The organism is Mesorhizobium sp. M1D.F.Ca.ET.043.01.1.1 (assembly GCF_003952385.1).
Taxonomy (GTDB): Bacteria; Pseudomonadota; Alphaproteobacteria; order Rhizobiales; family Rhizobiaceae; genus Mesorhizobium.
In genome coordinates this window covers 1,252,116-1,277,765 of record NZ_CP034444.1, presented here as the reverse complement: position 1 = coordinate 1,277,765, position 25,650 = coordinate 1,252,116, and the positions used below count along the sequence as shown (strand labels likewise).

Annotated in this window: 18 protein-coding genes and 1 tRNA gene; 11 read left to right on the top strand and 8 right to left on the bottom strand. The window is 63.8% G+C overall.

Annotation, left to right across the window (positions count from 1 at the left end; genetic code table 11):
* Positions 1-67: 67 nt before the first annotated feature.
* On the bottom strand, positions 68-679 hold the full coding sequence (locus EJ067_RS06505) for an HAD family phosphatase (RefSeq protein ID WP_126085210.1): 612 nt from the start codon (positions 677-679) through the stop codon (positions 68-70).
* Positions 680-689: 10 nt separating this feature from the next.
* Positions 690-1,805: an A/G-specific adenine glycosylase gene (mutY, locus tag EJ067_RS06500; RefSeq protein ID WP_126085209.1), complete on the bottom strand. Its 1,116-nt coding sequence runs from the start codon at positions 1,803-1,805 to the stop codon at positions 690-692.
* A gap of 32 nt (positions 1,806-1,837) precedes the next feature.
* Between mutY and EJ067_RS06495 the strand changes: the two genes are divergently transcribed.
* From EJ067_RS06495 to smc, 3 genes are all read left to right on the top strand, one after another.
* Entirely contained in the window at positions 1,838-2,338 is a 501-nt protein-coding gene (locus tag EJ067_RS06495) for a DUF721 domain-containing protein (protein ID WP_126085208.1), read from the top strand.
* A gap of 198 nt (positions 2,339-2,536) precedes the next feature.
* Positions 2,537-3,280, top strand: a complete 744-nt coding sequence (locus EJ067_RS06490; protein ID WP_126085207.1) for a DsbA family protein — start codon at positions 2,537-2,539, stop codon at positions 3,278-3,280.
* A gap of 60 nt (positions 3,281-3,340) precedes the next feature.
* Positions 3,341-6,799, top strand: coding sequence for a chromosome segregation protein SMC (smc, locus tag EJ067_RS06485; RefSeq protein ID WP_126085206.1), 3,459 nt, complete (start codon positions 3,341-3,343; stop codon positions 6,797-6,799).
* Positions 6,800-6,826: 27 nt separating this feature from the next.
* Here smc and EJ067_RS06480 read toward each other — a convergent pair whose 3' ends face one another.
* Positions 6,827-8,539 carry an HAD family hydrolase gene (locus tag EJ067_RS06480; protein WP_126085205.1) on the bottom strand — a complete coding sequence of 571 codons (1,713 nt, stop codon included), beginning with the start codon at positions 8,537-8,539 and terminating at the stop codon, positions 6,827-6,829.
* A gap of 136 nt (positions 8,540-8,675) precedes the next feature.
* On the opposite strand from EJ067_RS06480, the gene EJ067_RS06475 reads away from it, so the two are divergent.
* On the top strand, positions 8,676-9,320 hold the full coding sequence (locus EJ067_RS06475; RefSeq protein WP_245468187.1) for a DUF1772 domain-containing protein: 645 nt from the start codon (positions 8,676-8,678) through the stop codon (positions 9,318-9,320).
* Positions 9,321-10,110: 790 nt separating this feature from the next.
* Entirely contained in the window at positions 10,111-11,475 is a 1,365-nt protein-coding gene (locus EJ067_RS06470; RefSeq protein ID WP_126085204.1) for a calcium-binding protein, read from the top strand.
* Between the two features lie 226 nt (positions 11,476-11,701).
* On the opposite strand, the gene EJ067_RS06465 is transcribed toward EJ067_RS06470, so the two are convergent.
* Together EJ067_RS06465 and EJ067_RS06460 are read right to left on the bottom strand one after the other, a co-directional pair.
* Positions 11,702-13,042, bottom strand: coding sequence for an HlyD family type I secretion periplasmic adaptor subunit (locus tag EJ067_RS06465; RefSeq protein ID WP_126085203.1), 1,341 nt, complete (start codon positions 13,040-13,042; stop codon positions 11,702-11,704).
* Positions 13,029-14,798 (bottom strand): type I secretion system permease/ATPase, encoded by a 1,770-nt coding sequence (locus EJ067_RS06460; protein WP_126085202.1) that lies wholly within the window; start codon positions 14,796-14,798, stop codon positions 13,029-13,031. Before EJ067_RS06460 ends, EJ067_RS06465 begins: the two co-directional genes overlap by 14 nt.
* 474 nt (positions 14,799-15,272) lie before the next feature.
* On the opposite strand from EJ067_RS06460, the gene EJ067_RS06455 reads away from it, so the two are divergent.
* Entirely contained in the window at positions 15,273-15,782 is a 510-nt protein-coding gene (locus tag EJ067_RS06455; protein ID WP_126085201.1) for an anthrone oxygenase family protein, read from the top strand.
* Positions 15,783-15,825: 43 nt separating this feature from the next.
* Here the strand turns inward: EJ067_RS06455 and EJ067_RS06450 are convergent, their stop codons facing one another.
* Positions 15,826-16,302: an Lrp/AsnC family transcriptional regulator gene (locus tag EJ067_RS06450; RefSeq protein ID WP_348639517.1), complete on the bottom strand. Its 477-nt coding sequence runs from the start codon at positions 16,300-16,302 to the stop codon at positions 15,826-15,828.
* A gap of 99 nt (positions 16,303-16,401) precedes the next feature.
* Between EJ067_RS06450 and EJ067_RS06445 the strand changes: the two genes are divergently transcribed.
* Positions 16,402-17,607 carry a methionine gamma-lyase gene (locus tag EJ067_RS06445; RefSeq protein WP_126085200.1) on the top strand — a complete coding sequence of 402 codons (1,206 nt, stop codon included), beginning with the start codon at positions 16,402-16,404 and terminating at the stop codon, positions 17,605-17,607.
* A gap of 13 nt (positions 17,608-17,620) precedes the next feature.
* The gene (locus EJ067_RS06440) at positions 17,621-19,990 is read left to right on the top strand and encodes a 1-deoxy-D-xylulose-5-phosphate synthase N-terminal domain-containing protein (RefSeq protein ID WP_126085199.1); all 2,370 of its coding nucleotides are present in this window, start codon (positions 17,621-17,623) and stop codon (positions 19,988-19,990) included.
* A gap of 63 nt (positions 19,991-20,053) precedes the next feature.
* On the opposite strand, the gene EJ067_RS06435 is transcribed toward EJ067_RS06440, so the two are convergent.
* Together EJ067_RS06435 and EJ067_RS06430 are read right to left on the bottom strand one after the other, a co-directional pair.
* Positions 20,054-20,128 (bottom strand) — tRNA-Gln (locus EJ067_RS06435).
* 133 nt (positions 20,129-20,261) lie between these two features.
* Complete coding sequence (locus EJ067_RS06430; protein WP_126085198.1) at positions 20,262-20,606, bottom strand: VOC family protein; 345 nt, start codon at positions 20,604-20,606, stop codon at positions 20,262-20,264.
* A gap of 218 nt (positions 20,607-20,824) precedes the next feature.
* Between EJ067_RS06430 and ppdK the strand changes: the two genes are divergently transcribed.
* The 3 genes from ppdK (at position 20,825) to EJ067_RS06415 (ending at position 25,646) form a co-directional block, all read left to right on the top strand.
* Entirely contained in the window at positions 20,825-23,509 is a 2,685-nt protein-coding gene (gene ppdK, locus EJ067_RS06425) for a pyruvate, phosphate dikinase (protein ID WP_126085197.1), read from the top strand.
* A gap of 121 nt (positions 23,510-23,630) precedes the next feature.
* Positions 23,631-24,734, top strand: coding sequence for a glycosyltransferase family 9 protein (locus tag EJ067_RS06420; protein ID WP_126089516.1), 1,104 nt, complete (start codon positions 23,631-23,633; stop codon positions 24,732-24,734).
* A gap of 171 nt (positions 24,735-24,905) precedes the next feature.
* On the top strand, positions 24,906-25,646 hold the full coding sequence (locus EJ067_RS06415; RefSeq protein ID WP_126085196.1) for a polysaccharide deacetylase family protein: 741 nt from the start codon (positions 24,906-24,908) through the stop codon (positions 25,644-25,646).
* Positions 25,647-25,650: the final 4 nt, after the last annotated feature.

Sequence of the window (25,650 nt, the reverse complement as noted above, 5' to 3'; positions counted from 1 at the left end):
GATTCCATGAAAATCGCCGAACCGCCCTTGAATCAAGACTTTAGCGGATCGCCGCAAGCGATTCTGATCAGACCGCAATCCCGAGCCGCTCAAGGTCCGCTTTAAGCGTCCTGGCATCGGTGAACAGCACCGCCTGCCATCCTGCGGCCTTGGCGCCGTCGACATTCTTCTGGCTGTCGTCGATGAACAGCGTCGCCGAGGGTTCGAGCCCGAAGGCCGCGATGTGATGATCGTAGATGGCGCGGTCCGGCTTGATCAGGCCGATCTCGCCCGAGACGGTCACGCCGCGCGGGCGGCCGAGAAAATCGAAGCGCTGACGGGCTTCAGCAAGTGTGTCGACGGCAAAGTTGGTCAGCAAGGTCACGTCATGGCCGGCGTCGATCAAAGTCTCCATGATCCGCACGCTGTCGTCATAGGCATGCGGCACCATCTCGTGCCAATGGCGGCGGAAATTCCGAATATTCTCAGCATGGCTCGGGTATTCGGCGACCAGCAGCGCTTCGGCCTCTGCCCATGTCCGCCCGCGGTCCTGTTCGAGGTTCCAGTCATGCGTGCAGACATTGTCGAAGAACCATTTCCGCGCTTCGGCATCGGGGATCAGGCGGCTGAAAGGAATGTTCGGATCGTAATGGATCAGCACCCTGCCGATGTCGAACACGATGTGGCGGATTTCAGTCATTGCCTGCCTTTCAATGTGGACGCTTTTTGGTCGCGCCGGGTATCGCCGCCTCGATTACCTTTTTCATGACGGCGGGCAGCGCTTCCCCGGAAATTTCATGGGCCAGCGACCAGAAATGTCCATCCGGCGCATCACCTTTGATGTGGGCATGAAAGACTTCGAGTTCGAGCGCGAAATGCGTGAAGACATGGCCGATCCGCCCGGCGCGGCGCCAGGCCGCAGGGAAGGGCGCTGCATCTGGCGTGGTCGCGCCATCGATCCGCGCCGTCCAGGTCGTGGTCGGCACCTCGGTCATGCCGCCGAGCAGCCCCTTGTCCGGCCGCTTGCGCAAAAGGATGGCGCCGTCGCCACGCTCGGCGACGAAGGCCGCGCCCCGCCTGAGCGGCTTGTCGTCCTTCGGCAGGCGGACCGGGAACCGCTCCGGATCGCCCGAAAGGACGGCGCTGCAATCCTCCCGCAGCGGGCAGAGCATGCAGCGCGCCCGCTTTGGCGTGCAGATCGTCGCGCCGAGATCCATCATCGCTTGGGCGAAGTCGCCAGGCCGTGCCTGCGGCACCAGCTTTTCGACCAGCGCGCGGATTTCCGGCTTGGCCCCGCTGAGCGGCGTTTCGATCGAATAGAGCCGCGAGATGACACGCTCGACATTGCCGTCGACGACGGCAGCCGGCCGGTCGAAGGCGATCGCCGCGATCGCCGCCGCCGTATAGGCGCCGACGCCGGGCAATTTCCGCAGGCCGGCCTCGGTGTCGGGAAAACGGCCGCCCTGCCGCGCCACGAGATCGGCGCAGGCCTTGAGGTTGCGCGCCCGGGAATAGTAGCCAAGCCCGGCCCAGGCCTTCATGACATCCTCGGCGGGCGCGGCGGCCAGCGCCTCGATGGTCGGCCATTTCTCGATGAAGGTCCGGAAATAGGCTTTCACGGCCTCGACCGTGGTCTGTTGCAGCATGACTTCGGAGAGCCAGACGCGATAGGGATCAGGCCTTTTCCCACGCGCGAACGCCCCCGGCGTCACGCGCCAGGGCAGGTCGCGGTGATGCGCGTCGTACCAGGCAAGCAGGCGGGCGGCGATGCTGCTGTCTCCGGATACGGCCTGCTCGGCCTTGCGGGTCTGGTCTTGCGGTGCCATTGATCGGGTGAGTTGGGGATCGGAGAACGCACATGGCAGGGAAAAGGCCCTTCGGCAATCCCGTTCCGGTGAGCGATCTCGCGACCGAGATCCTCGATCCGGTGCTGAAAAAGCGCGCCGGCATCTCGATCGGGCTGGTGCAGTCCTGGGAGGAGATCGCCGGACCGCGCCTGGCCAGCCACTCGCGCCCGGAAAAGATCCAGTGGCCGCGCCGCCTGCATGAAGATGATCCGTTCGAGCCGGCGGTCCTGGTCATCGCCTGCGAAGGCATGGCGGCGCTGCATCTCCAGCATGAGGCCGGCGAGGTCATCAACCGCGTCAACGCCTTTCTGGGCTTCAACGCCATCGGCCGCATCAAGATCCTGCAGAAGCCGGTGCTTTCGGCGAAAGCGCGGCCGAAGCCTCAGCCGAGGCCGCTCAGCGAGGCCGAAAAGTCGAAGCTGGCGCGCACGGTCGGCAAGATCGAGGACGATGGTTTGCGCGCTTCGCTGGAGCGACTCGGAGCGACCATCCTGGGACAAAAAAGGCCATGAGCATGTCTCCCGAAGGTGTGCGGCGGTTTCGGGAAAAGACATGCGCCGAGCTGCAAAATTGTCGTCAATGTCGCGTATTCGTGATCGCGCCCGAAAAATTTGGCGATTGGATTGGGGACGAGGATGCCTTAATTCGCGCCAACTCTCGCCTTTTCTAGCCCTTGCATTGCAAAATCCAACCGATATCAGGTGATTCGCATGAACCGTGCCCTGTTTGGCAAAAGCTTGTCCCGCAGAAACCTTCTGACCACGCTGGCCGCTGTTCCGGCGGTGGCCCTGCTTGCCGCATGCAGTGACTCGGGCGAGGATGCCAAGGCGGCCGATGTGAAACCCGCCAATCCGTCGACGCCAGCCAAGCCGGCAACCCCGGCGGCCGTTCAGGTGCCGGAAGCGCAAGGCACGGTCGACATGGCGGAACTGCTGAAGCCCGGCGCCTTGCCCGATAAGCAACTCGGCAAGGACGACGCCAAGGTCACCATCGTCGAATATGCCTCGATGACCTGCCCGCATTGCGCGCATTTCAACGACACCACGTTTCCTGAGCTGAAGTCGAAATACATCGATACCGGCAAGGTGCGCTACATCCTGCGCGAATTCCCCTTCGACCCCACCGCCGAGGCCGGCTTCATGCTGGCGCGCTGCGCCAAGGACAACTATTTCGCCATGGTCGACGTGCTGTTCAAGCAGCAGCCGAGCTGGGTTGGCGTCAGCAACACCAAGGAAGCGCTGCTGCAGATTTCCAAGCTTGCCGGTTTTACACAGGAGTCGTTTGAGGCCTGCTTGACGGACCAGAAACTTCTGGACGATGTGAGAGCAGTCCAGAAACGCGGAGCGGACGAGTTCAAGGTCGACTCGACGCCGACCTTCTTCATCAACGGAAAGACCTACAAAGGGGCGATGTCGATTGAGGAAATGTCGGCCATCATCGACCCTCTGCTCTGATGTCCGGGCCGCGCCGAAGCGATCGCGCCTCGGCGTTCTAGGCTCTGTGGGGCGGCGCGAATGAAGTTTTCGCGCCTGCGCCTCCTTGGTTTCAAGTCCTTCGTCGAGCCCGGTGAGTTCGTCATCGAACGCGGGTTGACCGGCATCGTCGGGCCGAATGGCTGCGGCAAGTCGAACCTTGTCGAGGCGCTGCGCTGGGTGATGGGCGAAAGCTCCTACAAGAACATGCGCGCGTCTGGCATGGACGACGTGATCTTTTCCGGCTCCGGAGCGCGGCCGGCCCGTAACACCGCCGAAGTCACGCTTTTCCTCGACAACAGCGACCGCACCGCGCCCGCCGCCTTCAACGATGCCGATGAGCTGCAGGTGTCGCGCCGCATCGAGCGCGAGGCCGGCTCGCTCTACCGCATCAACGGCAAGGAAGCGCGCGCCAAGGATGTACAGCTGCTGTTCGCCGATCAGTCGACGGGCGCCCGTTCGCCTTCAATGGTCGGCCAGGGCCGCATCGGCGAGCTGATCCAGGCAAAGCCGCAGGCCCGCCGCGCGCTTCTGGAGGAGGCTGCCGGCATTTCCGGCCTGCACACGCGACGCCACGAGGCCGAGCTCAGGCTGAAGGCGGCCGAACAGAATCTCGAGCGGCTGGACGACGTCGTCGGCGAACTCGAAAGCCAGATCGACAGCCTGAAGCGCCAGGCGCGCCAGGCCTCGCGCTTCAAGAACCTGTCGGCCGACATCCGCAAGGCCGAGGCGACGCTCTTGCACCTGCGCTGGACGCTGGCCAAGACCCAGGAAGGCGAGGCCCGTTCCGCGCTTGCCGTCGCGACAACGCTGGTCGGCGATCGCGCCGCGGCCCAGATGGCGGCCGCCAGGGAACAGGGCATCGCCGCGCATCGCTTGCCGGACCTGCGTGACGCGGAAGCCGCCGCGGCCGCCGCCTTCCAGCGCCTGTCGATCGCCAAGACGCAGATCGAGGAGGAAGCCGGTCGCATCCGCTCGCGCCAGGTCGAGCTCGAACGCCGGCTGCAGCAGCTCGACGCCGACATCGCCCGCGAAGAGCGGATGGTGCGCGACAATGCTGACATCCTGGAGCGCCTGCGCGCCGAAGAGGCCGAGCTCAACTCGGAAAACGCCGGTGCGGCCGAGCGCGAGGCCACTACGCGCGCCGCTTTCGAGCAAGCTGCAGCAACACTCTCGCAAAGCGAAGCGCGACTTGCTGCGTTGACCGCCGAACGCGCCGAGGCCGCGGCCTCGCGCCATCAGATCGAGCGCACGTTGCGCGAGACGGCCGAGCGCCGCGACCGCTTCGCCCGCCAGCTTGCCGAGGTCGACCGTGAGCTTTCCGACATCGTCGCGCGTATTTCCGGCTTGCCCGATCCCGCCGAGAAGCGGCTTCTGGTCGAGGACGCGCTGGCAAGGCTGGAAGAGAGCGAGCTGGGCGCCATTGCCGCCGAGCAGGCTGTCGCCGAGGCGCGTGCCGCCGAAAGCGCCGCACGGTCGCCGTTGCAGGACGCCAAGGCTGAGTTGCAGCGCATCGAGACCGAAGCCCGCACGCTGGCCAAGATCCTCAACGCCGCGAGCGGCGACCTCTTCCCTTCGGTGCTGGAGCAGATCAGCGTCGAGCGTGGTTATGAGACCGCACTCGGTGCGGCGCTGGGCGAGGACCTCGACGTGCCCCTCGACCGCAGCGCCCCAGTGCATTGGGGCGAGAGCGCGGTCCAGCCCGGTGACGCTGCGCTGCCCGAGGGCGTGATGAGCCTTGCCAGCGTGGTGCGCGCGCCGGCGCAGCTTGCCCGCCGCCTGGCGCAGATCGGCATCGTCGATGCCGCCGAGGGCCGCCGTGTTCAGGCGCTGCTGGCGCCCGGCCAGCGGCTGGTCAGCCGCGACGGCGCTCTCTGGCGCTGGGACGGCCTGACGGCCAGCGCCGACGCTCCGACCGCCGCCGCGCTGCGTCTGGCGCAGAAGAACCGCCTGGCCGAGCTCGATGCCGAGGCCGTGCAGGCGACCCGCGTGGTGCGCGAGGCCGAGGAGGCATTGGCGCGCGCCGAGCAGGCAATGCGCCAGGCGAGCGAAGCCGAGCGCAACGCGCGCCAGGGCGGCCGCGACGCCCAGCACGGGCTGGACGCCACCCGCAACGCGCTGGCCGAGGCCGAGAAGGCCGGCGGTGAGCTGGCGAGCAGGCGTGCAGCCTTGGATGAAGCCCGCGCGCGCGTCGTCGACAGCCATGAAGAGACGCAAGCCGCTTTCCTCGAAGCCGAGGAGATGCTGAAGGGTGCCCCCGATCTCGGCGATCTTCAACTGCAGCTCGAGCAGGCCTCCGCCAATGTCGCGCGCGACCGTGCAACGCTTGCTGACGCGCGCGCCGTGCATGAGGGCCTGCGGCGCGAGGCCGAGGCGCGCATGCGCCGGCTCGACGCGATCGGGGGCGAGCGCAGGAACTGGCTGGAGCGCGCCGAGAATGCCTCGACCCAGATCGCCGCCCTTGGCGAGCGCAAGGCGGAAGCCGAAGCCGAGCGCGAGCGGCTGGCCGACGCGCCTGACGAGATCGACGCCAAGCGCCGCGCGCTGCTGTCGCAGCTTTCGGAGGCCGAGGCGCTGCGCCAGGCAGCCGGCGACCGGCTGCAGGAAGCGGAGACCAAGCAGGCCGAGCTGGACAAAGCCGCCACTGCCGCCATCCAGTCGCTCGCCGAGGCGCGCGAGACCCGCGTCCGCGCCGAGGAGCGGCTGACGGCAGCCGACGAGCGGCGCGCCGAGGTCGAGGCGCGCATCCAGGAGGCGCTGAACACGCCGCCGCATCTCGTCATCAAGCACACCGGCCTCGAAGCCGACGATCCGATGCCGGACATGGCCGAGATAGAGCGCCAGCTCGACCGGCTGAAGATCGAGCGCGAGCGGCTCGGCGCCGTCAATCTGCGCGCCGAGGAAGAACAGAAGGAACTCTCCGAGCGCCTGGAAACCATCGTGTCTGAGCGCGAGGACATCATCGAGGCGATCAGAAAACTGCGTCAGGCCATCCAGAGCCTCAACCGCGAGGGACGCGAGCGGCTGCTGTCGGCCTTCGAGGTCGTCAACGGCCATTTCCAGCGGCTGTTCTCGCATCTCTTCGGCGGCGGCACTGCCGAACTGCAGCTGATCGAGTCGGAAGATCCCTTGGAAGCGGGGCTCGAGATCCTCGCCCGCCCGCCGGGCAAGAAGCCGCAAACCATGACGCTGCTTTCCGGCGGCGAGCAGGCGCTGACGGCGATGTCGCTGATCTTTGCCGTCTTCCTCACCAACCCGGCGCCGATCTGCGTGCTGGACGAGGTCGACGCGCCGCTGGACGACCACAATGTCGAGCGATTCTGCAACCTGATGGACGAGATGTCGAAGACCACCGAGACGCGCTTCGTCATCATCACCCACAACCCGATCACCATGGCGCGCATGGATCGGCTGTTCGGCGTCACCATGGCCGAGCAGGGCGTCAGCCAGCTGGTCTCGGTCGACCTGCAAGCGGCCGAGGCGATGCGCGAGGCGAGCTGAGTCGGCTCGTCGTCCGGTTCGATCAAGCTATTTCTCCGGCGCCGTGGCCGGCGCCGTGTAGCGGCGGCGCACGGCCTCGAGCACGAGCTTGCGGCTCTGCTCGGGCGATAGACGCTTGTCCTTCTCGGCCGCGACCGTCTCGCGCGCGAGGTCCTTGTCCCGGATCTGGTGACGGAACCATTTGGAGTAGTCGCCGGCGCGCAGGTGATATTCCCAGGTCTTGTCGTCGATGCCTTCGGCCATCCGGGCGAAGATGATCAGATTGTGGGCTCGAAGGTTCATCGCCTTCTTCGGCCCGGTGAAATAGAAGCTGCCCGCCTCGTCGAGCTCGCCTTCGGCATATTTGCGGCTGTGCCGCTTCAGCGATTGGCTCGGCTCGATCGCCTTGACCGTGAACGGCTTCTTGCCGTCCCGCGGCCGCCACAGCAGCACCCGATCGCCCTTGGGCGTCGGGATGTTCCTGGGCGCTTCCAGCCCGGCTTCCTTGCAGAAGGTCTTGACGACGCCCTTGGCCATCGGGCCGAGCCCGATCACCGCCGTCACCAGGCGCAAGACACCCGTCGAGATCGCTTCCGGATGCACGGTGATCAGCACCGTGCCCGGCAGCTCCAGCGAAAGCACCGCGCGCGTGTCCTCACGCTTCTTGGGCAACAGATGATGCGCCTCGTCGATGATCAGCCAATTCGGCCTTGCCGTGCGGTAGCGGACCCTGCCGAGGCCGGGCAGCAATTCGGCGAAGAAATCGGGCCGCTCGTCGACCTTCAGCGCCAGTCCGTTGATCACGATATTGGTGTCCGGCCTGTCGATCAGCTCCAGCAACTGATCCTTGCTCGGCGCGCTCGACGCATCGCCGAGCAGCACCGCGCCCTGCAGCCCGTCATAGTCGCCTTCCGGGTCGAAGATGCAGAACTGCAGGCCTTTTTCGACAAGCCGCTCGGTCAGCGCGGTCGCCAATGTGGATTTGCCGATGCCGGAGCGTCCGGCGATCAGAACCGTCTCGACCGGTGACAGATAGACCTTCTTGCCGTGAGAGGTTCCCAGCAGGACACCGCGCGAGCGTTTGCGCACGATCTGATGGTCGAGCTTGATCAGCCTGCCGATCAGGGCTTCGACGCCCTTGCCGCGTGCGCCGTTTGTGACGAGATCGGCTGTCTCCTTCACAGACGGCAGGGCATTTGCGACGGCCACGCTCAGGCCGGCGGCCCTGAGGAAAGCGTGGTCGTTTTCGGCATCGCCGACAGCCACCACATTGTTCGGCGACAGCCTGAGATCGGCAAGTGCCGCCGCCAGCCCCGTCGCCTTGTTGATGCCTGAAGGCAGGATCATCACGGCGCCCTTGTTGAAGATGATTTCCAGCTCCAGCCCGAGCTTCTTGATGACGTCGAGCACCGTGGCCTGGTGCGGCTCCCAGGTGGCGACGATCGAGCGGCCGACCGACAGCGGCTTGACGCCCCGTTTTTTCAGTCTGTCGACGAGATCGGCGGAAGGGGAGGGCGAAATCGTGCGCTCTTCTTCGCTCGCCGGCGTGTAGATCAGGGCGCCGTTTTCCGCGACGACCTTGTCGAACAGACCGATCTCCGGAAAAACCTCCTTGAGATCGGGCAATTCGCGGCCGGTGACCAGGATGAGCTTGCGGCCCGACCTCTTCAGCGTCTCCAGCGCCGAGAGCGTGCTTGCGGCGACCAGGCCGTTATGCGCCAGCGTGCCGTCGTAGTCGGTGGCCAATGCCATGAAATACATCGGGTGATCCTCTCCGCCGCTGGGCGCTCGGTCCGTCTGGAACGAACAACGCCCGTCGGCGGAAAAGGTTTAGGCCGACGCCCTGCCTCGCAACATCGGAGCGTTCCGCCACAGCTCCCGGCGCATCCGGCGCGCCATGTGCGAGAAGCCTGCAGCAAGCCGTTGCATCATTGCTCGCCGGCAGATCCTTGCGCGATGGAACCCGGTCGGGACGGTCACGTTCGATCGGAAGCGTCGCTCGAATCGTCGAGCCGAAACGAGAGGGCTTCCGATGTATGTTTCCCTGCAGGTCCTGACAATCATCCTCGTGGCGGGCGCGATGGCCATGGCGCTCGCCCATGCGCTGGAGCTGCCGGGCAAATTGCGGCTCGGCAGGCAAGAGTATTTTGTCGTCCAACGCATCTACTATCCGGGCTTCACCATCGGAGGCGGCGTCGCCGAGATCGGCGGGATCGTCGCGACCTTTGCCCTGATGCTGACGTCAGGCAGCCCGGTCCAATTCTGGCCGACCGCCGGTGCTTTGGTGGCGCTCCTCCTGATGCAGCTTGTCTTCTGGCTCATGACCCAGCCGATCAACAAGCATTGGCTGCAGGAGGTGGAGCTCGCCGCGCCGGCGAAGCGCTTCTTCGCAACCGAAGGCAGCGACGGTGCCGCGCTCCCGCCGACGGAAGAATGGACCACCCTTCGCAATCGGTGGGAACTCTCGCACGTTGTCCGCGCGGCGTTGGCGATGCTGAGCCTGATCCTGTTGACCACGGCAATCGCTACCCAAAGCCTCTGATCTCCAGCCGGGCTTCCCGATCCGTTCGGCGCTCAGGAGAGGGCGCAGCCGGTCATCCGGCCGAGGTCGGTGGCCAAGCCATGAAATACATAGGGCGATCCTCTCCGCCGGCGGTCACTCGGTCCGTCTGGGAGAGACAACGCCCGTCTTCGGAAAAGTTGGGCCGGCGCTTTCGCCTCCCTGGCGCGAACCAGGTTGGAGAAATGCGGCTCATCGCGAAGAGAGAAGGTTGGCTGGGTTCTCGGAAGGCGGGGCGCTTCTGGCCTTTGGAGCAATTCCAGGACAAGTGTGAGCGGTTTTCCGTCCGGAATTGCGTAAAAACAAGGAGATAGGGCGTTTCGCCGTTTCCGTGAAACGCTGAAACGCACTAGGTCCGGTTGGCGTCGGCGCGTTGCTCCTGCGCCTTCTTACAGATGTCATCCAACTTTTTTCGGACCCGGTCGTTATCAAAGAGCAGCTTGGCGCGTGAGAATCCTCTGCTGCGAAGCTCCCATTCGATGGCAAGCCATCCGTCATAGTCGCCAGATGACGCAAGTTTCCCAGCTTCGCGCCACATAAGCACGTCACGTTCTCGGGACACACCCTTTCTCCCGTGCTTTTGCGCGAAGCATATAGGAGGTCGGGCCGATATTGAAATGCAATATGCCAACAGCTCGTCTCTGCGAGGACATTCAATAAAATTTTACATTTTGTGATTTGCACGATACCGCTAACGAGGCTCTGGTAGGTACAGGCCTTTCTGGCTTCAGGCGTTTGGGCGAATAGGGCGGGGGTGTGAAAGGGGCCAAGCATGGCCACGAACACCATTGTCTTGAGCGGCGACTATGGCTACCAGCAATATAAAGCAACCGGTCTGCCCGCCGACACCATAATCGATGCCACCAACGCCTCGTGGATCGTCGCCAATCAGGGAAGCCCCACCAACCTCTATCCCTTCGCTGTCGTCAACCCCGGCGACAACCTCCTGGCTTTCGGCGGCACGATCAACGGCACGGTCTCCCAAACCGGCGCTTGGGAAGACATTTACGTCAACTCCGCCGCAGTCCGTATAAATTCAGCCCACAGCTTTACCATCGACGACTGGACGATCACCCAGCCTTGGGATGGCATCCGTGTCGGCGGCACCGGCACCTTCCTCATCGAGGATAGCTATGTCGGCAACTCACGCGACGACGCGGTCGAGGACGACGACGTCATCGGCGGCACCATCAAGGATTCCCTGTTCGACCACGTGTTTTCCGGAGTAAGCCTCGGCGACGGTGACGTGGATGGGTCTGACAACACGGTCACCATGGATGGCATGCTTCTGGGCATGGGAGAGTACCTTCGCAAAGGCGAGATAACCCACGGTTCGCCGTTCAAACTCGACAACGGCACAGGCGCTAACGATATCGTGCCCAGCCTGCACTTTATCGACTGCGTGGTGGCGATCACCGACGTTCACCACAACGGCCAGGGGCGGCTGCAGCATGCCTGGGACAAGACGGTCGAGTCGCACGGCAATTACTATCTCAACCTCTCTGACGAGCCGCTGCCGGCGGATTATCCAATGCCGCCCGCCGGATGGACGGTCCTTCAAGGCCAGGCGGCCCGCGATTACTGGGCCAGCGCCAAGGCGGCCTGGCATGCAGCCCATGACGGGACCGACCCGATACCGTCACCTCCGACCGACCCGACATCTCCGACCCCGCCGACCGACCCGACCCACGGAACGACCGGGGACGATACTTTTGTCGGCACTAGCGCGCCCGATACCTTTGATGCCCTGGCTGGCAACGATACACTGCGGGGCCTGGGTGGTAACGACGTGCTGACCGGTGGCAGGGGCGAGGACACCTTCGTGTTTGACACGGCCTATGGCCCCGACAATGTCGACACACTCACCGACTTCGACGCGGAACATGACGCGCTCTATCTCGACAATGCCGTCTTCACGACGCTCGGCTCCGGTTCTTTGTCCAGCCCGACGCAGGTGAACTCGGGGTATTTCGAGTTGCGAGAACACGCCGAACACACCAACGATCACCTGCTCTACAACCGGAGCACGGGCGTTCTGTACTATGATCCCGACGGCTCGAAATCGGCCCCGCAGGTGGAAATCGCCCACCTGGAGCCCGGGGCGGCCCTGACCTACCACGACGTGTTCGTCGTTTGATCGCCGGGACAACCGACGACGACAGAGTGGACCAACCTTCAGGGCGGATGTGGGGAACGCTGCTCGTTTCGGACGGCACGCACGATGCCGGCACCATGGTCGGCGCTTTATGGAAGAGGCACCTTTACGCAGGCTGACGACGGCGCTGCCGAGCCAGGGTTGCGTATGATCCGCGGACGAATTCCACCTCGGGCGGGGTTGAAGGCCGCAGGAGGCAGGATCGGGCCTACCTTTCCCGAAAGGCGCGCTGGAACGAATCCACCAGCGGCTTGGTCAGATAGCTCAGAAACGTCCGCTCGCCGGTTGAAATGAAGGTTTCGACCGGCATGCCTGGGTAGATTTGCTCGGGCTTGACCTGCGGGGGCAGCTTATCAGCCATCTTAAGCCGCACGGTGTAATACGGCTGTCCAGTGCTGGGTGTGATCAGCCGGTCCGCCGAAACGTAGAACACCTCTCCGGACACTTTTGGGGTTGTCCGCGCATTGAGGGCTGTCAACATCATGTTCGCGCCTTGGCCGACTCGGATGGAATCGATGTCCTCAGGCTTGATCTTTGCCTCGATGATAAGTTCATTCGTGGTCGGCAGAAGCTCCATTGCAACCTCGCCAGGCCGGATGACGCTGCCTTCGGAATTGTAGAGCGAGCGGACAATGATGCCGTCCACCGGGGCACGAATGGTTGTCCGCGCCAGGACCGATTGAGCAGCGTTGATTTGTTCCTCAAGGTCCGCCACCTCCGCCAGGGCTTTGTTCAGTTCCGTGACGGCATCTTCGACCCGGCTGGTTGTAAGTCTTTCAATCTGTTGACGCGCTTCCACGGTCTGGGTCGCCAAGCTGGCGATTTGCGCCTCCAGCGATCCCGCCTGACCTGCCAACTCGGCGGTGCTACGCAGAAGATCGGTGTATTCAGAGCGATTTGTCAGTCCCTTTTCCAGCAAGCCCTTTTTGCGTTCCGTCTCGGCATTGACGATCGCGAGCTGGCTTTCCGCAGCATCCTTCTGCGCCCTCAAGCCGGCAACGGCTTCCCGAAGGGCTGCTACCCGTTGACTCAGAATCTCCTGTTCTGCGGCATAGCGCGCTAGCCGAGCCTGGAACTCCTTGGTTTGCTCTGCAAAGACGTCACTGAATTCGGGCGCGCCTGAGTAGGCGCCCAGATCGCGGGGCAGGACGATATTCTCCAGTCCGTCCCGTTCTGCCTCGAGCCGCGCGATTTCAGCTTTTTGTGCGACCCACTGTTTGAGGACCCGGTTGAGCTGGGACTGCGCCACCGTTGGATCGAGCACGATCAGGGCCTGGCCCCGTATGACCCTGTCACCCTCTCGGGCCTTGATGCTGCTGACCACGCCACCTTCGAGATGCTGGATCATGACATTCTGTCCAGCTGCCGCGACCACTCCTGGCGCGATCGTTGCTCCGGCAATCGGCGCCATTGCGCCCCAGATTCCGAAGCCAAGCAAGAAAACGGACACGCTTGCATACCCCGCCAGCGTGATCCGGTCTGTGCGTGTATCGACGTTGCGCTGCCAGCGATACGTCCTGCCGCCGATGGCTTGACTAGGAACCGTCATTAGCGACCTTCATCTCCCCGCGAGAAGATGACGGGAAAGGCACCACTCCTTCGCGGTCACGCGGCTGCGAGGCTGCGGGCCGCCCCGCTTGGCCCCGTCGCTCGGCAAGTCTATCGAGCACGCTCTTGGTCAAACCGTACATCTCGATCTGGCCACTGCGCAGCATCAATATGCGATCGCATTTGGCAGCGAGAGAGGGCCGATGGGTTATGACAAGCACGGTCGTTTTTCGTAAACGCGCCTGTATGATCGCTCGCTCGAGCGCGGCTTCGCCGTTGGCATCGAGATTTGCATTGGGTTCGTCGAGAACCAGTACCTTGGGATCGCCGTAAAAGGCGCGAGCAAGCCCGATGCGCTGACGCTCGCCACCCGAAAGGCGAACGCCGGTCGGGCCGATCAGCGTCGAATAGCCATCCCTCTGACCCAGGATGAGCCCATGCACTTGGGCCCGCTGGGCTGCCCGGACCAATTTCTCGTCGGGCGCATCCGGTTCGAAACGCGCTATATTTTGGGCAATGGTTCCCGGAAAGAGTTCCACGTCTTGCGGAAGGTAACCAATATGGCGGCCGAGTTCTTCCGGATCCCAGTTTCGAATATCGCCGCCGTCGATCCGGATCGCCCCAGAGCGGGGCTCGATCGCGCCGACGATGAGGCGCGCCAGGGTCGATTTTCCGGCCTGGCTCGGCCCCACGATCGCGACTGTTTCGCCGGCGGCGACTTCAAAGGTCAAGCGCTTTATCAGCGGCAGCGACCCGTCGGCCGCGCCCGGAAGATGATAGACTATTTGATCCACGCTTAACGCTCCTTCAGGAGCCGGCAACGCCACGTTTTCCTGGTAGTCGGGGCCGGATCGGAGGGTCGAAAGCCTCTTCCATGCAAGATTGGCGTCGATGATCTGCCGCCAACTCCCAATGATCTGATCAAGAGGTTGCAGAGCGCGCGCCGAAATCATCGAGGACGCAAATATCATGCCGGCGGTCATCTCGTTGCGCAGAACCAGATAGGCGCCGACCCCCAATATCGCGATCTGCAGTGTCAAACGGGCGGTGCGCGATACACCGCCATAAAATGAATTGATGCGGGCGAGCCCATCCGAGGCGTGTAGAGAGCCGGAAAAACGCGTCCCCCAGAACTCTATCGCGTTGGACACCATGCCAAGTGCGCGAACGGTTTCGAAGTTTCGCGCGAATGCCTGCGCCGAATTCATTGAGGCGTTGAGATTCTCCGCCGCTTCCTTGCCGGGACGCGAACTCGCGGCCTGGTTCAGCATGGCGATGATGACCATGAGAACCGCCCCGACGACCGTCACAAGGAAGAGCAACGGATGGATGAAATAGAGCAGGCCTACGAAGATTGGCCCGAAAGGAAGGTCGAAGAGAAAGAAAACGGTTCTCGAAGCGATGAAATTCCGCAAGGTGGCCAAGTCGCGCAAGGCCTGGACATCGCCGAGGCCGGCGCGGGGGCCGCTCATTGCAGCGAGAAAAGACGATGTGCCCAAAGAGACATCCAGTCGCGCCGCGAGCCGGCTTGCATATACACCCCGCACGACTTCGAGCACGCCGAAGAGCAGGAGCGACGAGACCGCGAGCAATGTCAGGTAGGTGAGAGTGTCCAAATTGGCCGCGGGCAAAACCCGATCATAAACCTGCAGCATGTAGAGAGGCAGAACCAGCACCAGGGTGTTCATCACCGCGGAGAAGAGGGCCATTTCGACCACGCTCTTCGATAGCACTCTTCCGTTCGTATAACCGGGCATCCCCGAAATCGCCTCTTTGGCCAAGCGATCATATTAGGCAATCTTTATATATCATGCCAGCCAGCCGCGCTATCGGTTGCGATCCTTTTGACGGCTAAGGAGAGGTGAAACGAAGGCTGAGCCTCACGGCCCTGCCGGTGGTCGCTGCCATCGCTTCACGACCAAGCTGTGGCTTCACTCGGGATGAAGAGTGTAGCTGTCCCGAAGGTGCAGTCTTTCCGAGCGCCAGCCGCCGGGAAATCGCCTCCCACGGCATGAAGCGGACGCTTGCAGACCGGCTCTCGCCGGTCGCAAGCACCATGCGGCCGGTGCCGACGCTGCCCGCTTCGGACCGGCGATGCCCACTCGGCCATCGCCTCATTGGTCCTGCCCGATGGAACCCGGCCGGGGCGCCCACGTTCGGTCTGGAATGTCGCTCGAAATTGCCGAAGCTGTTTCGCGAAAGCAGTCAGGTCGAAGTGAGAGGCCCGTCCGATGTATGTTTTCCTGGAGGTCCTGACCGTCATCCTGGTGGCGAGCGCGATCGCCATGGCGCTCGCCCTTGCGCTTGAGTTGCCGGGTAAATTGCGGCTCGGCAGGCAGGAGTATTTTGTCGTCCAGCGCATCTACTATCCGGGCTTCACGATCGGAGGCGGTATCGCCGAGATCGGCGGGATCGTTGCGACCTTGGCGTTGATGCTTATATCGAGCGGCGCGGCCCAATTCCGGCTGATCGCCGGCGCTCTGGTTGCGCTCCTTGTCGTGCAGCTTGTCTTCTGGCTCATGACCCAGCCGGTCAACAAACACTGGCTGCAGGAGGTGGAACTGACTGCGCCGGCGAAGCGCTTCTTCGCAACCGAGGGCAGCGGCGGAGCCCCGCTGCCGCCGACGGAAGAATGGACCGCGCTTCGCAACCGGTGGGAACTCTCGCATGCTATCCGCGCGGCGTTGGCGATGCTAAGCCTGATCCTGCTGACCGCGGCGATCGCCATCTCAAGCGTCTGATGTTCGGTTGGGCTTTCCGGTCAACCCGGTCGCACCCTTGGCGCTAAAAGGGAAGGACCCGGGACGACTTTACGGTGCCGTAGACGAGGCTCGTCGTGATAGATCCAATGCCCGGAATCCCATGCAGGCGGTTACGAACGAAATGTTCATATTCATCCAGATCCGCGACGACGACACGTAGCAGATAGTCCGCCTCGCCGGTCAGCAGGAAGCAGTCCAGGATCTCATCCGCGTCCTGTATCCGCTTCTCGAAACGCTCCACGGCATCGCGTTCATGGCGTTGCAGCGCGATGCGGATGAAGGCCGTGATCTGAAAACCGCAGGCCCGCGTGTCGACATCCGCTGAATAGCCGACGATCACACCAGCCTCTTCAAGAAGGCGCACCCGTCGCAGGCACGGCGACGGGGAGAGGCTCACGCGTTCCGCCAAGTCCTGATTGGTCAGCCGGCCATCGCGCTGCAGCTCGCGAATGATCTGGCGATCCTTGGCATCAATCTGTTTCATTTTCGATTTGAACAAGCGAGATATTCCAAATTTTGTAGGTATAGTGGCATTATTTGGCAGCACCTGCCAGGGGTTTCCTGCAAGTATCCAGGCCTTCCGAGCAATGAGGTCGCCATGAACCCCCGCCACCCCGTCAGTTTTGCCACCCGCGCGATCCACTTCGGCCATGACCCGGCGCAGCATGAGGGGGCACTCACTCCGCCGTTGCACCTGACCTCGACGTTTGCCTTCGACAGCGCCGAGGCGGGAGCCGCGATCTTTGCGGGTGAGGCGCCGGGACACATCTATTCGCGCATCTCGAACCCGACGCTCGATCTCCTCGAGCGCCGTTGCGCCGACCTGGAAGGCGCCGAAGCGGGGCTTGCGCTGGCCTCGGGGATGGGCGCCATCTGTTCGGTGTTCTGGACCTTCCTGTCTCCCGGTGACGAGATCATCACCGACAACACGCTCTATGGCTGCACCTTCGCCTTCATGCGTCACGGCCTGGCGAAGTTCGGCATCACGGTCACCCATGCGGACTTGACCGATCCGGAAGCGCTGCGTGGCGCGCTCTCATCCAGAACCCGGATCGTCTATTTCGAGACCCCGGCCAATCCGAACATGCGGCTCGTCGACATCGCGGCCGTCTCGGCGATCGCCAAAACCCACGGCGCGAAGGTGATCGTCGACAACACCTACGCCACTCCCGTGCTGACCAGGCCGATCGAATTGGGCGCCGATATCGTCGTGCATTCCGCCACCAAATATATGGGCGGCCATGGTGACCTCATCGGCGGCATCGCGGTGGGCAGGGCCGAAGACATGGCGCAGGTGCGCCTGGTCGGCATGAAGGACATGACCGGCGCGGTCATGGCTCCCTTCAATGCGATGTTGGTTCTGCGGGGTCTCAAGACGCTGAAGCTGCGCATGGAACGGCATTGCGCAAGTGCCATGCCGGTGGCACGAATGCTGGAGACACACCCGGCGGTGGCCAAGGTCCACTATCCCGGGTTGGAAAGTTCTTCGCAGCATGCCCTTGCCAAGCGGCAGATGCCGGGCTTCGGAGCGATGATCGCTTTTGAGCTGAAGGGCGGATTGGTAGCAGGGCGCACGATGATGAACCGCCTCGAACTCATACGCCGCGCAGTGTCCTTAGGCGACGCCGAAACCCTGATCCAGCATCCGGCCTCCATGACGCATTCGACCTACACGCCGGAAGAGCGCGCGGCCCATGGCATCTCCGAGGGACTGATCCGGCTGTCGGTCGGGCTGGAAGAGGTCGAGGATATCCTGGCCGATCTTGAGCAGTCACTGGAAGCGCCCGCGTCGCTCGCCGCATGATCGGAGTTTCGTCATGATCGACCTTCCCCACCTGGAAACCCTGCACCGCCGGCTTCTGTGGCTGTCCTGCTGGACGATCCACAACGCCAATCATCTGCGCGACAAGGGCGAGGGGGAGGTGAAGGTCGGCGGGCATCAGGCCTCGTCGGCCTCGATGGCGGCGATCATGACGTCGCTCTATTTCCACGCCCTGCGCCCCGAGGACCGGGTAGCGGTGAAGCCGCATGCCGGCCCCGTTTTCCACGCCGTCCAGTATCTGATGGGCAACTTGCCCTTGGAGAAGCTGAAGAATTTCCGTGGCTTTGGCGGCGTGCAAAGCTATCCCTCTCGCACCAAGGACGTCGACGACGTCGATTTCTCGACCGGCTCGGTCGGCCTGGGAGCGGCCTTCCCGATCTTCGCGTCCATGGCGCAGGACTATCTGCAGGGCCATGACTGGGCCGGCAAGGAAGGCCGGATGGTCGCCCTGATCGGAGATGCGGAACTGGACGAGGGCAACATCTATGAGGCGCTGCAGGAGGGCTGGAAGCATGACCTGCGCAATGTCTGGTGGGTGATCGACTACAACCGCCAGAGCCTTGACGGCGTGGTGCGCGAAGGGCTCTGGCACCGGATCGAAGCGATCTTTTCCGCTTTCGGCTGGCGGGTGGTCCGTCTCAAATACGGCGCCCTGCAACGTGCGGCGTTTGCCGAGCCTGGCGGCGAGGCCCTGCGTGACTGGATCGATGCCTGCCCCAATGCCCTTTATTCGGCCCTGACCTTTCAGGGCGGCGCGGCCTGGCGCAAACGGCTCATGGACGATCTTGGCGATCAGGGTGCGATCACGGCACTGCTGGACCATCGCAGCGATGTCGAACTCGCGGTGCTGATGGAAAACCTTGGCGGGCATTGCCTGTCGTCGCTGTGCGATGCCTTCGATGCGGCAGACGACGACCGGCCAACAGTCTTCCTCGCCTACACGATCAAGGGCTGGGGCACGCCCCTGGCCGGGCATAAGGATAACCATGCGGGCCTGATGACCCCGGCGCAGATGGAGATTTTCCGCGGCGCCATGGGTGTGCCAGAGGGCGTGGAGTGGGAACCCTTTGCCGCCGTGCCGGACGAGAACGGCCTGCGTGCCTTCCTGTCCAGTGTTCCGTTCTTTGCGAAGGGCAGGCGCCGTTTCGAGGCACCGGCTTTGCCGCGCCCGGAAAGGGTGAAACTGTCGGACCGGATGTTGTCCACGCAAGCCGGTTTCGGCAAGATCCTCGACGAGATCGCCAAGGCAGGCGGGACGTTGGCCGACCGGATCGTCACCATGGCGCCGGACGTGACCGTCTCGACCAATCTCGGCCCCTGGGTCAACCGGCGCGGCCTTTTCGCGCGCGCGGCACGCGCCGACACGTTCCGCGACGAGCGCATTCCTTCCGCACAGAAATGGGCCTTTTCGCCCAGAGGCCAGCATGTTGAGCTGGGCATCGCCGAGATGAACCTGATGCTGATGCTGGGCGCGACGGGATTGTCGCATTCCCTGTTCGGCGAACGGTTGATCCCGGTCGGAACGGTCTACGACCCCTTCGTCGCGCGAGGCCTCGATGCGTTGAACTACGCCTGCTATCAGGACGCCCGGTTTCTTCTGGTCGGCACCCCATCGGGCGTGACGCTGGCGCCAGAAGGGGGAGCGCACCAGTCGATCGGTACGCCGCTTATCGGCATGGCGCAGGATGGGCTCGCCTCTTTCGAGCCGGCCTTCCTCGATGAACTGTCGATCATCATGGACTGGAGCTTCGACTATCTCCAGCGCGACGGCGAGGGCGATCCGGACGAACGCACTTGGCTGCGCGATGAGACCGGCGGGTCGGTCTATCTCAGGCTTTCCACCCGCCCGATGGAGCAACCGCGGCATCGCAGCGATCCGGGATTTGCCGAGGGCGTGATCGATGGCGCCTACTGGCTTCGCGAGCCGGGATCGAACGCCGAGGTGGTGATCGCCTATCAGGGAACGGTCGCGACCGAGGCCATCGAGGCGGCCGGCCGCATCGGAGGCGACCGACGCGACATCGGCGTGCTGGCGGTGACATCGGCCGACCGGCTGAATGCCGGCTGGACGGCTGCCCGGCGCGCAAGGGCGCGTGGTCACGCCACGGCGATGAGCCTTGCCGAGCGGCTTCTCGCCCGCTTGCCGGCGCATTGCACGCTGATCACGGTGATCGACGGCCATCCGGCGACATTGTCATGGCTCGGGGCCGTGGGCGGCCATCGCACGGTGCCTCTCGGCGTCGAGCATTTCGGGCAGACCGGCACCATCGGCGATCTCTATCGTCATTTCGGCATCGATGCGGACGCGATCGTCGCGGCCGCAAACCGCATCGCGCCCGGTCGGCCGATCAGGCTTTCGGCCTGACAAGCTAACGTTCCGATTTCACGACACGAAAAGCTAAACTGTTGTTTTCTTGAAAAATTAAAATGGCTGGGGCGCCAGGATTCGAACCTGGGAATGTCGGTACCAAAAACCGATGCCTTACCACTTGGCGACGCCCCAGCAGCCGGGCTAAGCCCGTTGCGCGCGGCCTTATAGGACGAGGCGGGAGAAAGCTCAATGCCATGATGGCGACTGAACTGGATTGATCCACGGGTCAGAATGTCGCTTCGCCGCCGCGGCGTTCGTCGGATTGCTATTCGCCCCACACGGCCAGTTCGTTGCCTGCCGGATCGGTGAAATGGAACCGCCTGCCGCCCGGGAAGGAAAAGATCGGCTTAACGACGCTGCCCCCGGCATTCTCCACCGCTTCAAGCGTCTCCTCCAGGTTTTCGGAGTAGAGCACGGGCAGCGGCCTGGTGGGCGCCTCGCCGGCATCGGCCTGGAAGCCGCCGTCGAGCCCTTCGGCAAAAGCGGAATAGGTCGGCCCGTAGTCGGTGAACGACCAGGAAAACGCCGCGCTGTAGAAGGATTTGACGCTGTCCAGAGTTCCGCCGGTGGCCGGCAGTTCCAGATAGTCGAGTTTTCCATTGAGTTTCATCGCGCTACTCCACTTTGTTCTTGATATGTTCTATATCGCGCAGCCGATACCGGCAAGTCTTTTTGACGCAGCTTTTGCTTAATCGATTGTAGTGGCGGCGCTTGCTTTGCCGACGCCTTGCCTTTCGCACTGCAGCATCATATCGCTCGGATCGGAAGGGCGGGGAACCGGGCCTTGGCCCGGGTGTTGTTTATCTTCCAAGGACCTGGAGGGCGAGCATGACCAAGTGGGTTTACACCTTCGGCGACGGCGCCGCTGAAGGCCGAGCCGGCGACCGCAACCTTCTCGGCGGCAAGGGCGCCAACCTGGCCGAGATGTGCAGTCTCGGCCTGCCGGTGCCGCCTGGCTTCACCATCACCACCGATGTCTGCAACGCCTATTACGCCAACGGCCGCAGCTATCCGGCAGCGCTTGAAGCGGATGTCCTCGCGGCGCTCGACCATATCGGCAGGCTCACCGGCCGCCGTTTCGGCGACCCGTCGAAGCTGCTTTTGGTCTCGGTACGCTCCGGTGCCCGCGCCTCGATGCCCGGCATGATGGATACCGTCCTCAATCTCGGCCTCAACGACGAGACGGTCGAGGCGCTGGCTGCCGATTCCGGCGATGCCCGCTTTGCCTATGACAGCTACCGCCGCTTCATCCAGATGTATTCCGACGTCGTCATGGGTCTCGACCACGAGGTGTTCGAAGAAATCCTCGAGGACCGGAAGGCGAGCCTCGGCCACGAGCTCGATACCGAGCTTTCGGCAGGCGAATGGCAGGACATGATCGGGCTCTACAAGGCCAAGGTCGAGGAGGAGCTCGGCAAGCCGTTCCCGCAGGATCCGCGCGAGCAGCTCTGGGGCGCCATCGGCGCGGTGTTCTCGAGCTGGATGAACAACCGCGCCATCACTTATCGGCGCCTGCACGACATCCCGGAGAGCTGGGGCACGGCGGTCAACGTCCAGGCCATGGTGTTCGGCAATATGGGCGACACCTCCGCCACCGGCGTCGCCTTTACCCGCAACCCTTCGACCGGCGAGAAGCAGCTCTACGGCGAATTCCTCGTCAACGCGCAGGGCGAGGATGTGGTGGCCGGCATCCGCACGCCGCAGAACATCACCGAGGCGGCGCGCATCGCGGCCGCCTCCGACAAGCCGTCGCTGCAGAAGCTGATGCCGGACGCCTTCCAGGCTTTCGTCGACATTTCCGACCGGCTGGAGAAGCACTACCGCGACATGCAGGATCTCGAATTCACCATCGAGCGCGGCAAATTGTGGATGCTGCAGACCCGCTCCGGCAAGCGCACCGCCAAGGCGGCGCTCAAGATTGCCGTCGAGATGGCGAGGGACGGGCTGATCGGCAAGGAGGAAGCGGTCGCCCGCATCGATCCCGCCTCGCTCGACCAGCTCCTGCACCCGACCATCGATCCGAAGGCCGCGCGCGATGTCATCGGCATGGGCCTGCCGGCTTCGCCCGGCGCCGCCACGGGCGAGATCGTCTTTTCCTCCAGCGATGCCGAGGACGCCAGGGCGCAAGGACGCAAGGCGATCCTGGTGCGCATCGAGACCAGCCCCGAGGACATCCACGGCATGCATGCCGCCGAAGGCATCCTCACCACGCGCGGCGGCATGACCAGCCACGCCGCCGTGGTGGCGCGCGGCATGGGCAAGCCTTGCGTCTCGGGCGCCGGCTCGCTGCGCGTCGACTACAAGGCCGGCACGCTGATCTCGATGGGCCAGACCTTCCGCAAGGGCGACATCATCACCATCGACGGCGGCAACGGCCAGGTGCTGAAGGGCGCCGTCGCCATGCTGCAGCCGGAGCTGTCGGGCGATTTCGCCGCCATCATGGAATGGGCCGACGCCGCGCGCCGCATGAAGGTGCGCACCAATGCCGAAACGCCGCTCGACGCGCGCATGGCGCGCTCCTTCGGCGCCGAAGGTATCGGCCTTTGCCGCACCGAGCACATGTTCTTCGACGGCGACCGCATCGTCGCCATGCGCGAGATGATCCTGGCCGACACCGAGAAGGACAGGCGCGCGGCGCTCGCCAAGCTGTTGCCGATGCAACGCTCGGATTTCCTCGAGCTGTTCGAGATCATGGCCGGCCTGCCGGTGACGATCCGCCTGCTCGATCCGCCGCTGCATGAATTCCTGCCCAAGACCGAGGCTGAGTTGGCCGAGGTCGCGGCAGCGATGAACGTGTCGGCCGACAAGCTCAGGCAGCGCACCGAGGCGCTGCACGAGTTCAACCCGATGCTCGGCCATCGCGGCTGCCGGCTTGCGGTCTCCTATCCGGAGATCGCCGAGATGCAGGCCCGCGCCATCTTCGAGGCCGCGGTCGAGGCCGGCCGCAAGGCTGGCGCGCTGGTGGTGCCCGAAATCATGGTGCCTCTGGTCGGCCTGGTGAAGGAGCTGGAATACGTCAAGGCGCGCATCGATGCGGTCGCCCAAAGCGTGATGCAGGAGACCGGCACGAAGATCGATTATCTGACCGGCACGATGATCGAGCTGCCGCGCGCGGCCATCCGCGCCCATGTCATTGCCGAAGCGGCCGAATTCTTCTCCTTCGGCACCAACGACCTGACCCAGACGACTTTCGGCATCTCGCGCGACGACGCGGCCTCCTTTCTTGAAACTTACCGTCAGAAAGGTATCATCGAGCAGGATCCGTTCGTTTCGCTCGATGTCGACGGCGTCGGCGAGCTGGTGCGGATCGCGGCGGAGAAGGGGCGGGCGACGCGGCCCGAGATCAAGCTCGGCATTTGCGGCGAGCATGGTGGCGATCCGGCCTCGATCCGCTTCTGCGAAGAGGTCGGCCTCGACTATGTGTCATGCTCGCCTTACCGCGTACCAATTGCCCGACTGGCTGCGGCGCAGGCGGCCGTGGCGGCCGCGAAGGACAAGGCAAAGCGCGCCTGAGCGGCGCGCCCCACCTTACGATTTTGTATGGGAACTCACGCGAACGTGCGCGCGCTGGTTCCCAATCTGGACATCGTTGGCAAGCAGTTTCGCGTTCCGAATTACTCGGCGCGTGAAACAGATGTTGCAGATCTCCCCAACCAATGTCCGGTCGATCCTGATCCTGCAGACCAAGTTCATCGGCGATATCGTGCTCGCCTCGGCACTGGCGAAGAACCTGCAGCTCGAATATCCCGGCGCCAGGATCGTGTTCCTGTGCGAGGCCAGGTTCGCCGGCTTCCTGACCGCGCATGGCATCGCCACGGAGGTCATTTCGTTCACCCGCGCCCACGTGCGCGGGACGCCGCTTCAGCGCGGGCGCGAGCTCGTCCGGGTCGTGCGCGCATTGCGGCGGCACCGCTTCGACATGACCATCGACATCACCGATTCAAAAACCTCGCGGCTGGTATCGGGGTTGGTCCGTGCCCCGATTCGTGTCGGCCACGATCCGACGGAACGACCTCTGCGCTGGCTTGAGCGCCAGCCTGCCAATGTCAGGATGAAGCCGTTCGGATACGGCGAAAAACATTATATCTTCCGCTATTTGTCGCCGCTCGAGGTGCTCGGCGTCGACCTGCGCGTCAGGGTGCCGACCATCCGCCCGCTAGCCTTTGAAACGACGCGCGCGCTCGCCTTGCTGAGCAAATATCATTTGCAGCCAAACGCCTTCTTGGCCGTGCATGCGGGGGCGAGCTTTCCCGGGCGCCGCTGGCAGCCCGAGCGCTTCGCGGCGGCGATCGAACGGATATCGTCCGAAACCGGTCTGGACGTTGTTCTGATTGGCGGCCCTGACGAGAACGAGGCAGCGCACAAGATCATCGCGGCAGCGAAAACGCCGGTCGTCAATCTGGTCGGCGCGCTCTCGCTCGAGACTCTGCTGGCGCTGCTCAAGGAGGCCAGGCTGTTCGTCGGCAATGAGAGCGGCCCGATGCATATGGCGGCGGCCGCCGGCACTCCGGTCGTCGGTCTGTTCGGCCGGACCAATCCGGTTCGATGGGGCCCGGTCGGCGTCCCCAGCATCTCGTTGCGGCCGTCCATGCCTTGCGATTGCGTCGGCGGCGACCTGTGCCGCCGGACCGATTCGAGCAAGGCATGCTGCGTCTGGCGCCTGGAGGTGGATGCCGTGGTCGACGCGGTGCGGGAACTTCTGGCTCGGACCGAAATGTCCGAGGAGCAGGCGGTCTGAAGCGTGTCGCTCAAAAGCGCATTGCGGTTTTGGGGGCGTGCATAAGAAACGGCCCACGCAAATTGTCGCGTTGTTGCATTTCGGATACGAACGATCCCGATTTTCGCCTAGATGCGGGTCTTGTTGACGCCATCTTGCATTGAGCGGCTCGACAGGCAGGGCTTGGAAAGAATGACGGGTTTGCTTCGGAAATCTCTTGGCGCGTCGGCGCTGGCGCTCGCGCTGGTCTCGGCCGGCAATGCCGCGACGCTGGTCGAGCCGACATTGCATCTGAAGCCGCTAGGCGGCGGCGGGCGCGTGGCGCTGACGCTGGATGCCTGTGGCGGGAAGACCGATACGCGCATTCTTTCCGCGCTGGTCGAGAACAGGATCCCCGCGACTATCTTCGTCACCGGCATCTGGCTGAAGCGCAACGCCGCCTCCGTCGAGATCATGCGGGCCCACCCGGACCTGTTCGAACTCGAAAATCACGGCGGTCGTCACATTCCGGCGGTCGACACGCCGCGCAAGATCTACGGCATCAGCAGCGCCGGCAGTCCCGATGCCGTTCAGGCCGAGGTCGAGTCCGGCGCCGCGGCGCTTGCAGGCGCCGGCGGACCGGCGCCGAAATGGTTTCGTGGCGCCACCGCCGAATACAGCCCCTCGGCGATCGCCATGATCCGCAAGCTGGGCTTCAAGATCGCCGGCTTTTCCGTCAACGGCGACGGCGGTTCGCTGCTCGGCGCCAAGGAAACCGCCCGGCGCATCGCCGCCGCCAAGGACGGCGACGTCATCATCGCTCACATCAACCAGCCGACCCATGCGGCGGGCGAGGGCGTCGTCCAGGGCCTGCTGGCCCTGAAGCAGAAGGGCATGACCTTCGTTCGCCTGGACGATGCCGAGGATGTGGGCAACGACGGCACTACGGACTGATGCC

Coding starts and splice junctions, on each gene's coding strand:
- EJ067_RS06460 (WP_126085202.1), bottom strand. CDS start 14,798: ATGCCCGGTTATACGAACGGAAGAGTGCTATCGAAGAGCGTGGTCGAA.
- EJ067_RS06415 (WP_126085196.1), top strand. CDS start 24,906: ATGACGGGTTTGCTTCGGAAATCTCTTGGCGCGTCGGCGCTGGCGCTC.
- EJ067_RS06470 (WP_126085204.1), top strand. CDS start 10,111: ATGGCCACGAACACCATTGTCTTGAGCGGCGACTATGGCTACCAGCAA.
- smc (WP_126085206.1), top strand. CDS start 3,341: ATGAAGTTTTCGCGCCTGCGCCTCCTTGGTTTCAAGTCCTTCGTCGAG.
- mutY (WP_126085209.1), bottom strand. CDS start 1,805: ATGGCACCGCAAGACCAGACCCGCAAGGCCGAGCAGGCCGTATCCGGA.
- EJ067_RS06505 (WP_126085210.1), bottom strand. CDS start 679: ATGACTGAAATCCGCCACATCGTGTTCGACATCGGCAGGGTGCTGATC.
- EJ067_RS06420 (WP_126089516.1), top strand. CDS start 23,631: ATGTTGCAGATCTCCCCAACCAATGTCCGGTCGATCCTGATCCTGCAG.
- EJ067_RS06430 (WP_126085198.1), bottom strand. CDS start 20,606: ATGAAACTCAATGGAAAACTCGACTATCTGGAACTGCCGGCCACCGGC.
- EJ067_RS06490 (WP_126085207.1), top strand. CDS start 2,537: ATGAACCGTGCCCTGTTTGGCAAAAGCTTGTCCCGCAGAAACCTTCTG.
- EJ067_RS06455 (WP_126085201.1), top strand. CDS start 15,273: ATGTATGTTTTCCTGGAGGTCCTGACCGTCATCCTGGTGGCGAGCGCG.
- EJ067_RS06475 (WP_245468187.1), top strand. CDS start 8,676: ATGTGCGAGAAGCCTGCAGCAAGCCGTTGCATCATTGCTCGCCGGCAG.
- ppdK (WP_126085197.1), top strand. CDS start 20,825: ATGACCAAGTGGGTTTACACCTTCGGCGACGGCGCCGCTGAAGGCCGA.
- EJ067_RS06480 (WP_126085205.1), bottom strand. CDS start 8,539: ATGTATTTCATGGCATTGGCCACCGACTACGACGGCACGCTGGCGCAT.
- EJ067_RS06445 (WP_126085200.1), top strand. CDS start 16,402: ATGAACCCCCGCCACCCCGTCAGTTTTGCCACCCGCGCGATCCACTTC.
- EJ067_RS06440 (WP_126085199.1), top strand. CDS start 17,621: ATGATCGACCTTCCCCACCTGGAAACCCTGCACCGCCGGCTTCTGTGG.
- EJ067_RS06495 (WP_126085208.1), top strand. CDS start 1,838: ATGGCAGGGAAAAGGCCCTTCGGCAATCCCGTTCCGGTGAGCGATCTC.
- EJ067_RS06465 (WP_126085203.1), bottom strand. CDS start 13,042: ATGACGGTTCCTAGTCAAGCCATCGGCGGCAGGACGTATCGCTGGCAG.